Annotated in this window: 16 protein-coding genes; 5 read left to right on the forward strand and 11 right to left on the reverse strand. The window is 37.0% G+C overall.

Features of this window, described 5'->3' with window-relative positions:
- Positions 1-115: 115 nt before the first annotated feature.
- A complete protein-coding gene (locus tag MKX62_RS01550; protein WP_340740481.1) occupies positions 116-856 on the reverse strand; it encodes an alpha/beta hydrolase in 741 nt (246 codons plus the stop codon).
- A gap of 934 nt (positions 857-1,790) precedes the next feature.
- On the opposite strand from MKX62_RS01550, the gene MKX62_RS01555 reads away from it, so the two are divergent.
- Both MKX62_RS01555 and MKX62_RS01560 read left to right on the forward strand, forming a co-directional pair.
- Complete coding sequence (locus tag MKX62_RS01555; RefSeq protein ID WP_187045510.1) at positions 1,791-2,930, forward strand: YibE/F family protein; 1,140 nt, start codon at positions 1,791-1,793, stop codon at positions 2,928-2,930.
- Positions 2,927-3,700, forward strand: coding sequence for a YibE/F family protein (locus tag MKX62_RS01560; RefSeq protein WP_067211806.1), 774 nt, complete (start codon positions 2,927-2,929; stop codon positions 3,698-3,700). The genes MKX62_RS01555 and MKX62_RS01560 overlap by 4 nt, the downstream gene beginning before the upstream one ends.
- A 459-nt stretch (positions 3,701-4,159) precedes the next feature.
- On the opposite strand, the gene MKX62_RS01565 is transcribed toward MKX62_RS01560, so the two are convergent.
- From MKX62_RS01565 to MKX62_RS01590, 6 genes are all read right to left on the reverse strand, one after another.
- Complete coding sequence (locus tag MKX62_RS01565; protein ID WP_335339506.1) at positions 4,160-4,774, reverse strand: MEDS domain-containing protein; 615 nt, start codon at positions 4,772-4,774, stop codon at positions 4,160-4,162.
- A 749-nt stretch (positions 4,775-5,523) separates the two neighbouring features.
- Positions 5,524-6,174 carry an amino acid ABC transporter permease gene (locus MKX62_RS01570; RefSeq protein ID WP_067211810.1) on the reverse strand — a complete coding sequence of 217 codons (651 nt, stop codon included), beginning with the start codon at positions 6,172-6,174 and terminating at the stop codon, positions 5,524-5,526.
- 12 nt (positions 6,175-6,186) lie between these two features.
- A complete protein-coding gene (locus MKX62_RS01575; RefSeq protein WP_067211812.1) occupies positions 6,187-6,840 on the reverse strand; it encodes an amino acid ABC transporter permease in 654 nt (217 codons plus the stop codon).
- Positions 6,841-6,942: 102 nt separating this feature from the next.
- Positions 6,943-7,761, reverse strand: a complete 819-nt coding sequence (locus MKX62_RS01580; RefSeq protein WP_067211814.1) for a transporter substrate-binding domain-containing protein — start codon at positions 7,759-7,761, stop codon at positions 6,943-6,945.
- A gap of 22 nt (positions 7,762-7,783) precedes the next feature.
- Positions 7,784-8,512, reverse strand: a complete 729-nt coding sequence (locus MKX62_RS01585; RefSeq protein WP_067214032.1) for an amino acid ABC transporter ATP-binding protein — start codon at positions 8,510-8,512, stop codon at positions 7,784-7,786.
- Between the two features lie 281 nt (positions 8,513-8,793).
- Positions 8,794-9,378, reverse strand: coding sequence for a phosphatidylglycerophosphatase A family protein (locus MKX62_RS01590; RefSeq protein ID WP_067211817.1), 585 nt, complete (start codon positions 9,376-9,378; stop codon positions 8,794-8,796).
- A 110-nt stretch (positions 9,379-9,488) separates the two neighbouring features.
- Between MKX62_RS01590 and MKX62_RS01595 the strand changes: the two genes are divergently transcribed.
- The 3 genes from MKX62_RS01595 to MKX62_RS01605 all read left to right on the forward strand — a co-directional run bounded on the left by MKX62_RS01595 (position 9,489) and on the right by MKX62_RS01605 (position 11,246).
- On the forward strand, positions 9,489-10,211 hold the full coding sequence (locus MKX62_RS01595) for an alpha/beta hydrolase (protein WP_082786660.1): 723 nt from the start codon (positions 9,489-9,491) through the stop codon (positions 10,209-10,211).
- An 84-nt stretch (positions 10,212-10,295) separates the two neighbouring features.
- Positions 10,296-10,811 (forward strand): YjcG family protein, encoded by a 516-nt coding sequence (locus MKX62_RS01600; protein ID WP_067211818.1) that lies wholly within the window; start codon positions 10,296-10,298, stop codon positions 10,809-10,811.
- Positions 10,812-10,814: 3 nt separating this feature from the next.
- Complete coding sequence (locus MKX62_RS01605; protein ID WP_187045514.1) at positions 10,815-11,246, forward strand: GNAT family N-acetyltransferase; 432 nt, start codon at positions 10,815-10,817, stop codon at positions 11,244-11,246.
- A 183-nt stretch (positions 11,247-11,429) separates the two neighbouring features.
- On the opposite strand, the gene MKX62_RS01610 is transcribed toward MKX62_RS01605, so the two are convergent.
- The 4 genes from MKX62_RS01610 to spoVAE form a co-directional block, all read right to left on the reverse strand.
- Positions 11,430-11,729 (reverse strand): hypothetical protein, encoded by a 300-nt coding sequence (locus tag MKX62_RS01610; RefSeq protein WP_338655648.1) that lies wholly within the window; start codon positions 11,727-11,729, stop codon positions 11,430-11,432.
- 89 nt (positions 11,730-11,818) lie between these two features.
- On the reverse strand, positions 11,819-12,073 hold the full coding sequence (locus MKX62_RS01615; protein WP_067211824.1) for a stage VI sporulation protein F: 255 nt from the start codon (positions 12,071-12,073) through the stop codon (positions 11,819-11,821).
- Between the two features lie 17 nt (positions 12,074-12,090).
- Positions 12,091-12,243, reverse strand: a complete 153-nt coding sequence (locus MKX62_RS01620; RefSeq protein WP_082786662.1) for a YjcZ family sporulation protein — start codon at positions 12,241-12,243, stop codon at positions 12,091-12,093.
- 67 nt (positions 12,244-12,310) lie between these two features.
- The gene (gene spoVAE / locus MKX62_RS01625; RefSeq protein WP_067211825.1) at positions 12,311-12,673 is read right to left on the reverse strand and encodes a stage V sporulation protein AE; all 363 of its coding nucleotides are present in this window, start codon (positions 12,671-12,673) and stop codon (positions 12,311-12,313) included.
- Positions 12,674-12,681 lie beyond the last annotated feature (8 nt).

A 12,681-nucleotide genomic window follows, 5' to 3' on the forward strand; every position in this document is an offset into this window, starting at 1 on the left:
CCTTGTGCTTGGAGGTCTTTTTTTTATTGTTTTTTTGTAATTGGGGGAGTTGAATAAGGAAACAGCTTTACTCCTTCTTGAAGTAAAGCTATTGTTAGTTGAAGATTCATTAAAACTACCAAGTTAAATCATTTAAAAATGTAAGAATATCTTTGTTCACGTCATTGATATCCGTGCCTAATGTCATTAAATGTTTAGAGTTCGGATACCCCTTCATTGTTTTTTGATTCGTCGCAACGCTTTGAAAAATTACCTCTGCACTTTCTTTATACAATGGCTCATCTAATTCACCATATAATATGCGAATTGGTGATGTTAAAAGTGCTAATTTATCCATCGTTAAATCAATTAGCTGTTGGAACTCAACTAATGAATCGATAGAAATATTTTGAAGACGTTTCATTTCTACATTTATTTGTTCTTCATTTTTCCCTTCCAGTTGTTTGTATCCTTTTGCATAATGAAAGACACGTTTTTGTAGAAAAGTAGCTTCCCTATGTATTGGAACTGACATTGTCACAACACCATTTATCTCCAACTCTTGACCAACTTTTAATGCAAACACACCACCAAGAGAAAGACCAATCACAGCTATTTTTTCAAAACTTTTGTCCTTCAACAACTTGTAACCGTTTAGTACATCTTGCCACCAATCTGAAGGTCTATGTGTGAGAAGTTCTTCTGCTGTTAAACCATGTCCACTGTATAATGGTGCGTAGCAAGAATAATTGTTCTTTTGCAAATACCTCCCTAACTTTTTCATATCAATCGTATTGCTTGTAAAAGAATGTAATAGTAAAACGGCTCTCTCTCCACCTTTATAGAAAAAAGGCTTAGGGGGTACTATTTTCATCATTATTTTGAATACCTCACTAACATATTCTCAGAATTTAATTAAATAACAGAACATCGAATTTTTATAATTCCTTTAAAGTATAACATCCATTCATTATTGAACTAAACTGACCGTTGGTACAATACTATTTTTCAGACTACATCTTGTATTACTCACTACTCATTTTAGCAACTTGTGTAACTACTGCTGTAGAAGGTTTTACACTAAAATCCTCTGACAAATTTAGGCCGAATAAAACCGGTATTGTTCCAATTATAGAGATTTTTATATAGGTTCTCCTAGCAATATCGCTCCTAGAATATAGCCACCAACAGGATTTAAAAGCAACCAATTATTTGCTATAATAGCGTCTTTTTTAAGCACGTAAAACAGTAAATAATAGACCTAACCTCAAACCCTTAAAACTTAATCTCCTTTGACTTAAGATACATTGCAATAATAGTTCTATTTCATTAGTGAATACAGTCTCTTCATTTTTTTCGGAACCCAATTAACTAATTGAATATCATTTTCATCCCGAGTAAATGATTTTCCTGATTCTTTTCTGGCAAGTGATTGAATACGCCGCATCCCTGAACTTTTTCTTTCATTCTCAGCAGGGATTTGTTCTGCGTCTTTATCTTAATTTGCCGTTCTCCAATTAATTCCTAACGTTTTTTGATTTTATTGGTAGTTAATGATTTTTGATTCCTCATTAATTTGATACAATTGACTTCAGACATCTTCAGCATTCCTTTCGACCTCCACTGCATTTGATTCTACACACTAAAGCAGAGAAATTTCGGGAGACAGGCAAGTCTTTTTTGTTGAAATTTAAGTTTAACGTTATGTACTTTTTTGTTTCATAACACTTTACTTTTATTTCTCACTATACAATTGTCCGCATACTTTTGTTATATGCGATAGACACTAACTATTAGTCGGAGGTTTTTCTTTGAATGTTGTCATAAACAAATTAAAAAAATTGCTACTCAAAAATATTGTTTTGTACAGCATTATAGCAGTTTGTTTTGTTGGTTCTATACTGTTTGTTCAATACAATTATTCTTTTTACGATCGACCAATTGCTAAAATTATCGAGACCAATCTCGAAGATTCAGTTCAAGTTGTTGATATGCATAACAATCGCGACCAGTTGTTCACACAGCAAATCATCGCCGAGGTTAAAAATGGACAAGAAAAAGGACAACAAATCCATATAACGAACGAGTATTCAACTTCAGGTGCTTATGATCATGCATATCGAGTAGGAAACGATTTATTTGTTTCAATTGATGAGCAAACAAAGGCATCAGGCGATTTAACCGGAAGTATAAAAGATATTAAACGTGATAAATACATTGTTATGATCATGTGGGTATTTATATTTGTTTTACTTCTAATTGGGAAAAAACAAGGATTTTTTTCGATCGTCAGTTTAGCAGTCAATGCCCTCTTATTATCTTTTGCACTAGATGTTTATGTAAACAATTCATCTATCAGTTTACTTTGGATATGCGGGATAACCGTTATTTTATTTACCGTCACCTCTTTGTTACTCGTGAACGGTTTTAACGAAAAAGCATATGCTGCGATTGTCGCAACACTTTTAGGAACATTTTTCTCCTTACTGATTGCTTATCTGGTCATATGGATCACTGCAGGAAGCGGGTTACGATATGAGGAGATGAGCTTTCTGACACGCCCTTATGAAATGGTATTCATGGCTGGTCTCTTCGTCGGTTCTTTAGGTGCAGTGATGGATGTTGCCATTACAATGTCTTCCTCTATCTTCGGGCTTTACGAGAAAGACAATCATATATCGACAAAAGCATTGAAGAAATCCGGTTTAGAAATTGGAAAAGACATTATGGGTACCATGACTAACATTTTGTTCTTTGCGTACATTAGCGGATCCATTCCAGTCCTTATTTTATATATAAAAAACCACACTTCACTGTCATTTGCCCTTTCTATGAACCTTTCTTTGGAATTAGCGCGAGCGTTGGCAGGTGGCATTGGGATTGTACTGGCAATTCCGATTGGTTTATACACTTCTATCTTCTTTGTGAATCGAAAGAGGCATAAATTATGAATGTATTGGTGTGGCTAGCAGCCATTTTGTTTATATTGATGATCGTCATTGGCGGAAAAAAAGGAGCACGGTCCTTCATTTCCTTATTCTTAAACTTTGGTGTCATCCTTCTTATCACATTGATCATGGCAGATCCGAATGCAAACCCAATTATCCTGACGATTATTGGGTGCACGATCATTAGTTGTATTAACCTTTTTTTCATCAATAAAGTGAACAGTAAAACAAAAACTGCATTCCTTTCTACTGCCATCACAATTGTCATTTTATTGATTTTTATCAATCAAGTGACGAAATTAACGATGATTCAAGGGTTTGGCGAAGAAGAAATCGATGAACTGACCATATTTTCTCTTTATATTGGTGTGGATTTTGTTAAAATTGCAGCATCAGTCATTATTATGAGTACAATCGGAGCTATTACGGACGTAGCCATTTCGATTACTTCCCCTATGCTTGAGATATTTAACCAACATCCAACCATTAGTAGAAGAGACTTATTCAAATCTGGGATAAACATTGGAAAGGATATTCTAGGGTCAAATACAAATACGTTGTTTTTCGCCTTTTTTGGGGGTTATATGGCATTGCTTTTGTGGTTTAAAGACTTATCTTATTCTATAGGGGAAATCGTAAATTCAAAGATTTTCGGTAGTGAAATGATTACAATATTTAGTGCAGGTATTGGTATCGCACTGATTGTACCAATTGCTTCCTGGATTAATGCATATTATTTAGTGAGGACAAGGGAAAAAAAGAAAGTTAAATAGGAACCTGACTAGCAAAGTCCAGATGCAACCCTTTACGAGGAAGGATTTCGATCTGGCAATCATCAGTATTTGAAATGCGATTGCCTATTGGCTAACTAAAATCGACCAACTAAATGTCCACAGTATGATAAAGTACGTTCTACCCCTTGATAATCTAGGGGATACAAAATCGACATGGAGAGGACTGGATTGATTCCAGTCGGGATTATCGTTAACCCCTTGTGCATAAGGGGTTACAGAGTAACACAACCCTTTATTGGGTTGTGTTTTTTATTATTAGTAATCATCGAATGACAAGTTTTTATTGGTTATTTTTTTAAATAAAAAAAGATGACCCGTCTAATGATTAACGATAGGTCGCCTTTAATTTTACAAGCCTTCTGTTCAAAAACAACCGTCAATAAATGATTTCCTGCTGTTAAACTAATACGAACGCGCCTGTTTGTTAAATAATAAATATCATTTTACTACATTCGATGGCTGGTATTCTTCCGAGACGATAAAATCATCTTCCAGTAGAACATAGGGATGTGTTTCCATCAAACTCGTTTTGAGGTAGTCGGGCATTTTATTTCCTTCGTATGCACAAATTAATGGAAACGACAGCAGATTTACAGCTTCGTCTACTATTACCTCTAAATCTTTTATAAGATGCAGTGGCTCTTCCATTGTAGCCCACTCGACATGTGCCCATGCTCGGAAAGAGATTTTATTTTCAACATAGGGCTGAATTGTCTTACTGAAGTAATCAGCGATTGAAGGTGGATGATAACTGCCACTTGACCAATAGAATTCGAGGCTATTTACATAGTGTATGAATTCCATTTGATCTTTCGTTAAACGTGTACTTAGTTCTTTGCGAATAATAGGATAAAGACGAGAATTCTCAATGAGAATCACGTAATCTCCCGCTGCAATACCATCTTGTACATAACTCAAAACCTGTATAATGTAATTTTCAATCCCATTATACTTATATAGTACATGAAGGTGACCATTCTTTTCGTCCTCGAACAACTGATTCATTTTGCTTTTCATTTCTCTTTTTGCAATACCATTTGAAATTTCAACCACAGTAACTACCTCCTTTATTATTAATTCGACATAGAATCCGATAATTCCTTCTTTATACAGACAGGTAAGCTTTTGAGGTTATCCTCCAAATTCCCCTTCCTACTCTACACGTGCGGCTGTCGATGCATACGGCGTACCGATTAGTTCAATTCAATTTAAATCATCAACTCTTATTGTTATGATTAAAAAAGAACAGTGGCTCGTTATCCTATTATAACTTTTATCCATTACACTATTCTTCCATTTCACCTCTATCGAAATCATCACATGCTGCACTAGGTGGCATCCTGGACCATGGTTCAAATCGCAGTCAAACAAAGACGCTTTGTCCTCAATTGCATGGATGTTGTCCAAAAACGAATTGAGTTATTACATTTCGAGTAAAGATTGGTGAAGTGATTTTAAAACGGTTCAGATTCTATATGCTCGGTATCACACTGTTATGATCGGGTGCAAACCTTGTATGCTCGGTCTGACACAGATATGATCGGGTGCAATCCTTGTATGCTCGGTCTGACACAGATATGATCGGGTGCAATCCTTGTATGCTCGGTCTGACACAGATATGATCGGGTGCAAACCTTATATGATCGGGCGCAAACCTTATATGCACGGTTTGACACGGATATGATCGATCGCAAACCTTATATGCTCGCTCTGACATGGATATATTATCAGTCGCTAATTCCTCAAACAAAAAATCCCTTCGCGTATAACAGCGAAGGGATTTTTATTTATAAAGAAATCATTTAAGTAGTTTTCAATTCTAGTCTTCGTGCAATTAAAGATAAAGCGTAATTGACAACGAAGTACATAAGTGCGATTAAAATGAAGATTGGAATCACATAGCTTTGCTGTTGTGCTTGAATAATTTTTGCGTGATGGAGCAGTTCCGGAAGGGCAATGACTACTGCCAGCGATGTATCTTTTAGAAGTGAAATAAATTGACTGACAAGGTTTGGTACCATTCTTCTGAGAGCTTGTGGCAAAATCACCGTTCTCAATGCTTGAACGTATGTAAGTCCTGAAGAACGTGCAGCTTCCATTTGTCCTTTTTCAATAGAATTCAATCCACCCCGAACAATTTCAGCGAGCATGGCTGATTCAAAAACAGTCAATGCCACAATAGCAGAAACAGTAATACTTAAATTAATACCCATCTCTGGAAGTGCAAAATAAGTAAACAATATAATAAGTAGTAGCGGTAAGTTTCGGATTGTTTCTACAACTGCCGCTAATATTTTTGAAAGGATAGGTATTTTAGCAAACCGTAATGTTCCGATTGCCCCGCCAATAATAAAGCTAAAAATAATTGAAATCAAGGCAACTTTTAACGTAACATAAAAGCCTTCCATTAAAAACTTAAGATTATCTGGACTAAATGCACCTGAAAAATCCATTATGACACCTCCTTAATGGCTATTAGCAAGACGTTTTTCAAGGTATGATACGCCGAAGCTTAATGGAATGGTAATGATTAAATAAAATAGAGCGACAAATATGTACACATCAAAGACTACATAAGTCTTGGCTGATATGAGATCTGCCTGATACATTAGTTCGGTACCGGCAATAAGCGCCAATATAGATGAGTTTTTCACTAAATTAATAAATTGGTTACCAATAGGAGGTACTACAATTTTTATTGCTTGAGGTAAAATAACCATTCTCATTGTTTGGCCATATTTTAAACCTGATGACCTTGCAGCTTCCATCTGCCCTGTGGGAACTGACAATATTCCAGAACGAATTGCTTCCGCAATAAAAGCAGACGTATAAATGGTTAATCCAATCGTTCCGGCAGTAAAACCTGAGAGTTGCAGCCCTAAGCTTGGTGTTGCAATATAAAAGAAAAAAACAATTACGAGCAGTGGAATATTTCGGAAAAACTCAACATATGCGATGGCTATCCATCGAAGGGGTGCAATCGGTACAATTCTCATAACTGCTACGATAGCACCGATAAAAAAGCTCCCTATTAACGCAATAAAACTAATCAATAACGTGACTTTAAATCCATTCCAATACATATCGAAATAGTTTATTAGAATTGAGAAATCCAGCATCTTTCCACCTCACTTAATTCAATTAGGATGGGCATTAATTGCCCATCCTGACTGATCAACCTATTTAATGTAACCATACATCTTCAATATAGAAACACTATTTTATTTCAACAAACCTTCAAACCAACTGTCATAAATAGTATCAAAGTCCCCACTCGATTTTAGTGATTCTAGCGAAGTGTTAAGTGAATCTACAAATTCTTTTTCCCCTTTTTTTACAGCAATTCCATAAGGCTCTTCTGTAAATTGTTCCCCGACTATTTCAAAAGAATCATCTTCAGAAGCCATTCCTGCAAGGATTGAATCATCTGTTGTTAAAACTTCACCTTTTCCAGCTTTAAGTGCTGTAAAAGCTTCTGCGTAGTTTTCAAACTCTAAGACGGGTGCATCTGGAGCTGCTTCCCGTATATTATCAGTAGAGGTAGACCCTTTTACAGCAATTACAGTTGTATCCTTTGTAAGATCGTCAATACTTTGAATAGGACTTCCCTTTTTCACGAGTAGGGATTGACCTGCATTGAAGTAAATTTCTGAGAAATCAACTTCTTTTTTACGTTCCTCTGAAACTGTCATTGTCGCGATAATTGCATCGATATCGCCTTTATTTAATAATGGGATTCTTGTTTTTGACGTTACTTCTACAAATTCAATTTTAGTTTCATCGCCAAGAATATCTTTTGCTAATTGTTTTGCAATATCGATATCAAAACCTTCAACGTCGCCTGTAGAAGGATTTTTTAAACCAAATAATTTCGTATCGTATTTTACTCCGAAAATGATTTTATCACGTTTTTTAATTGTTTCGAGCACGTTTTCCTCTTTACTACCTGCTTTGTCGTCCCCTGAATTACAAGCTGCCAAAAGCATAACCGACATAAGCGCAGTTATCGTCAATAAAAGAAACTTTTTTGTCTTAAACATAAACACATCTCCCCTTTTGTTTTTAATGATTTAATATACGGCTAAGAAAGACTTTCGCCCGTTCTTCTTTCGGGTTTTCGAAAAACTCAACCGGAACTGCCTCTTCTAAAATTTTGCCTTGATCTATGAAAACAATTCGGTCTCCAACTTCTTTAGCAAATCCCATTTCGTGTGTAACGACAACCATCGTCATACCTTCTTTTGCAAGCGTTTTCATTACATCCAACACTTCACCTACCATTTCTGGATCGAGCGCAGATGTAGGCTCATCAAAAAGCATGATATCGGGTTTCATAGCAAGTTCTCTCGCAATGGCAACACGTTGCTGTTGTCCCCCCGATAATTGAGATGGATAGGATGAAGCTTTGTCAGGAATCCCTACCTTCTCTAGGTAATACATCGCAGTCTTTTTTGCCTCTTCTGCTGACTGCTTCAAGACATTGATCGGTGCCAATGTAATATTTTGCAGAACTGTTTTATGAGGATATAGATTAAAGTGTTGGAATACCATTCCAATATTTCGTCTCAATTTGTTAATATCTGTTTTCTTGTCATTGACTGCGATATCATTAACGGTAAGAATGCCGTTTGTAATTGTCTCAAGTCTGTTTATACATCTGAGCAATGTACTCTTACCAGAACCTGATGGACCAATAATAACTACAACCTCTCCATCATTCATCGTGAGGTTAATATCATTCAATACATGAAAATCCCCATAATATTTGTTAACTTGTTCAAATGAAATCATGTCATTCTCCTTTCTAACAACCTCGAACACTATAACAACCAAGTTCGTTGAATGTTTTCCTTTTTCTAAATAATCATGCTTGTATGCCATTCTATCTACTGACATTTTAATTGTCAACTTAATTTATAAAAAGTATATATATTTAATAGGGATATAGTATGTAATTATGTATTTTAAAGCATTCATATTCTTCCAAATATAAATAGTTTACTCCAACTTAAAGCAAAAAAAAATGCCCGAATGGATGGTTAATATCCTTTCGGGCAATCATATAGAAGAAACTAAATTTGTGCACCTTTCACTTTCGTTTCAGGCATCGTTTCCTCAGGTGTAATATCTTCAAACGTTTCGCCCGCTTCTTGAAGATCGCGAGTTCTATGTGCGATTCTTGAAGCTGCACAAGCAGCAACACTGGCAACGAGATCATCTAAAAATGTATGAATAGCTTGACCTTTTTTCGTGTCTAGTTCGTTAATGATGCCCATTTTATTTTTATCGAGATGACCAAATGTTGTTACTGCAATGGAACCATATGTAAACACGGCACCCAGTGCTATTGTTTCATCAACCCCGAATAGACCTTCATCAGACTCAACGATTTGTTGTAATGGGGCGGACAGTTTTCCCTGTTCTGCCAGTTCATCTAATTCAATTCCCACAAGGATCGCATGCTGAAGTTCCCGTTTTCGAAGGACTCCTTCGATAGATTCAATGCAGTGGGCCATTGTAAGACCATTATTATACGGATATTGTAGTTCATAGACGATTTCAGCGATTGCTTCCAACGTCACACCGCGCCGTTTCAAAGCCGCTTTCGTTGCTTCAGTCACAACTTTTGAATGTACAATTTTTGTATCATCATGCATTCCTGCCAACCCCTTTTATAGTTAGTATATAAACAGAACACAACTATTATACCTGACCTTAACGATATGATACAATTTCAATATACACGCAATTTGAGGAGGCAACCAGAGTGAAATACGGAAAAATAGAAGATATATCAATTTACAGTAAAGCACTTGATGAGGAAATGCAGTTGCTTATTCATTTGCCCCACAACTTTTCACCTCTCTATAAATATTCAGTGCTGATTGCATCTGATGGGAAAGATTATTTTCAGTTCGGCCGTATAGGACGGGTCGTTGACGAATTAATTGATGCCGAAGAAATTGAAAACGTCATTGTAGTTGGTGTTCCTTATAAGAGTGTCAAAGAACGCAGGCGCATGTATCATCCCGATGGGGACCGACGTGAAGCCTACACCCGCTTCCTTGCTCATGAACTTGTTCCGTATATCGACGACAATTATCCAACATATCAGATTGGGGCAGGCAGGGCTCTTATCGGCGATTCCTTAGCGGCGACGATTTCTCTTCTAACTGCATCGAAGTATCCCAATATATTCGGGAAAGTGATTCTGCATTCCCCTTATGTCAATGATTTTGTGCTTGAAAAAGTGGAAGCTTCACAAGATCCTTCCCGATTCTCCATTTATCATGTAATTGGAAAGGAAGAAACCCAAGTAAATACGCAAGTTGATGGTGTTCAAGACTTCCTTACGCCAAACAGAACATTAAACGAATTACTTGAAAGAAAAGGCTTCCCTTATTTCTATGATGAATTCAATGGAGACCATACCTGGAAGCATTGGCAACCCGATGTCCGCCGCGCCATTCAAATGGTTTTTGGTCACTAATTCAGACAAAACGGACATATTTTCAAGTATTCTGCTATAATCAAATTTATAAAGCTAAAACAATTATTCTAGGAGGTTTTTATTATGAAATACGGTGTCGTTGCTTTCCCATCAAAGAAACTTCAGGACTTGGCAAACGCTTACAGAAAGAGATATGATCCACATTATGCACAAATCACGCCGCATTTGACGGTTAAAGGTGTATTCGAAGCGAACGATCAAGAAATTGAAGAAGTTGCAAAGGCAATTAAAGAAGTAACTAAAAAACACACTCCATTTGAATTAAACGTGTCAAAAGTGGGCACATTCGCTCCTATCACAAATACAATTTATTTTAAGGCTACCCTTAACGATGAATTAGCTGCTTTGCATAAAGACCTGAACAACGATTTCTTCGGTGAAAAACCTGAGTTTGCATTCGTTCCCCACGTGACGATTGCTCAAAAACTTTCTTCTGGCGAACACGATGATATCATTGGTCAACTGAAAATGATTGGTGTCGATCATACTGAAACAATTGATCGTTTGCACCTTACTTATCAACTTGAAGACGGCTCATGGACGGTATATGAAACATTCCGCCTTGACGAGGATAACTGAAAATTGTTTGAAGTAAGATTCGCAACTTCTGACCTTGAACAAGAAGATGCATTTTCTGTCAGAAGAAAAGTGTTCGTGGAAGAACAAGGTGTGCCACTTGACCTTGAACTAGATCATTTCGATAAAACTGCATCACATTTCGTCGTCTATTCATCAGAATCTCCAATCGGCGCAGGCCGAATCAGGGAAATCAACGACGGAATCGGAAAAGTTGAACGTGTCTGCATTTTAGGGGAATTTCGCGGGAAACATCTCGGAAACCTTATCATGCATGCACTTGAAGAACATGCTAAAACAACGGGTATGAACAAGATTATTTTAAATGCACAATCATATGCTGTCCCTTTCTATGAAAAATTAGGCTATGTCATTACTTCACCCGAATTTATGGATGCGGATATCCCGCATCGCGCAATGGAAAAAAGGATGATATGAAAAGCCTAAGTACGCCGTGTCCTGCGGCAATGGCTACGTGACCCCACATCCAGTGGGCCTCCTAACAGTTGGCACCTGGAGCTAGACACCTACCTAAGTAGAAAAACTTATTCTTTCTTTTTTAAAATAAAAAAGGTTCGCATTGCTTTATAACAGCAATGCGAACCTTTTTCTTATTATCAGTTAGACATAAGCATTTATCGCGATACCTTTCCCTACTACTCTGGCGATCACCGGTGATAGATTAACTGGATTGGGACGGACAAATCCTTGATATGCCAAAGGTGCTGCTACAATGGGTTTTTCCTCCTCTTCCTCCCTTTCTCGTTCTTGATGCGAGGACTCTTTAAATTCATCCAAAAAGTCTGAATTTAACTTAACTTTGTTCACCCGATCAATATAAGCAAAATTATAAGCTTCCATACTCAATCGATTTGCATATATTTGAGATTGGATTGGTTGAATTGGTAAAATATAACCCATCGTTAACACCTCCATTTTTGCTAGTACTATTACTATATCCAGAAGTTAGTATTATTAAACCTATTATTCTGCTTTTTTATTAATTTATTTTATTGTCGGCCAAGCATATCTTGAATATCACTAATATTAACCGCTTTGCCATTCTTGACGATAGAATTAACAAGCTCATCTTCCGTCTGTTGAGGTACTTCTTTTTTGGCGAGCCTTCCGACTTTCCGTATAATTTTCCTCACTTGCCGTTCATCACTGAAATCTGCATATTGAATTGCATTTGCAAGTGCAAAAACTTCTTCCATCGGGACGCCTGTTTTTGATTCGATTTTCCGGAAAAATGAATCATTCATCTGTTATCTCCCCCTTTTTATACGCAAAAAGTGCGGCCTACAATGATAAGCAAGATGAATAGAACCACAATCAGGCAAAATGTTGAACCGCCGCCTTTTTCATTTTCATAACCGCCACAACCTCCGCCGCCGTATCCGCCGCCACCGAAAGAATTACATCCTCCAAACATAATAATACCCCCTTCCTTTCTTCGTATCCTATGCAGACACGAGAAGAAGGAAGAGGGCGCATGACTATTAAACCTTTCCTTTCGATTTAAAAATAACAGATGCAATGAATCCAAATAGGATCGCTGAACTAATTCCTGAACTAGTCACTTCAAACATGCCTGTCATAACACCAATCAGTCCATGTTTTTCGGCTTCTGCCATTGCACCATGGGTTAGGGCATTACCGAAAGAAGTAATTGGTATCGTTGCCCCCGCTCCAGCAAAATCAATAAACGGCTCATACAGACCCACCCCGTCCAACACTGAACCTGCAACAACCAAAATGCACAATGTATGTGCCGGTGTCAGTTTTGCTACGTCAAACAACAGCTGCCCCACAACGCAAATGAGACCACCTACAATAAATGCTGTAATGAAAATCGAAACCATAATCCACA

The organism is Sporosarcina sp. FSL K6-5500 (assembly GCF_038005665.1).
Taxonomy (GTDB): Bacteria; Bacillota; Bacilli; order Bacillales_A; family Planococcaceae; genus Sporosarcina; species Sporosarcina psychrophila.

Excerpts from the sequence above, each read along its gene's own strand:
- MKX62_RS01550 (WP_340740481.1), bottom strand. The coding sequence starts at position 856 with ATGATGAAAATAGTACCCCCTAAGCCTTTTTTCTATAAAGGTGGAGAG.
- MKX62_RS01560 (WP_067211806.1), top strand. The coding sequence starts at position 2,927 with ATGAATGTATTGGTGTGGCTAGCAGCCATTTTGTTTATATTGATGATC.
- MKX62_RS01570 (WP_067211810.1), bottom strand. The coding sequence starts at position 6,174 with ATGGATTTTTCAGGTGCATTTAGTCCAGATAATCTTAAGTTTTTAATG.
- MKX62_RS01575 (WP_067211812.1), bottom strand. The coding sequence starts at position 6,840 with ATGCTGGATTTCTCAATTCTAATAAACTATTTCGATATGTATTGGAAT.
- MKX62_RS01580 (WP_067211814.1), bottom strand. The coding sequence starts at position 7,761 with ATGTTTAAGACAAAAAAGTTTCTTTTATTGACGATAACTGCGCTTATG.
- MKX62_RS01585 (WP_067214032.1), bottom strand. The coding sequence starts at position 8,512 with ATGATTTCATTTGAACAAGTTAACAAATATTATGGGGATTTTCATGTA.
- MKX62_RS01590 (WP_067211817.1), bottom strand. The coding sequence starts at position 9,378 with ATGCATGATGATACAAAAATTGTACATTCAAAAGTTGTGACTGAAGCA.
- MKX62_RS01600 (WP_067211818.1), top strand. The coding sequence starts at position 10,296 with ATGAAATACGGTGTCGTTGCTTTCCCATCAAAGAAACTTCAGGACTTG.
- MKX62_RS01610 (WP_338655648.1), bottom strand. The coding sequence starts at position 11,729 with ATGGGTTATATTTTACCAATTCAACCAATCCAATCTCAAATATATGCA.
- MKX62_RS01615 (WP_067211824.1), bottom strand. The coding sequence starts at position 12,073 with ATGAATGATTCATTTTTCCGGAAAATCGAATCAAAAACAGGCGTCCCG.
- MKX62_RS01620 (WP_082786662.1), bottom strand. The coding sequence starts at position 12,243 with ATGTTTGGAGGATGTAATTCTTTCGGTGGCGGCGGATACGGCGGCGGA.
- spoVAE (WP_067211825.1), bottom strand. The coding sequence starts at position 12,673 with ATGGTTTCGATTTTCATTACAGCATTTATTGTAGGTGGTCTCATTTGC.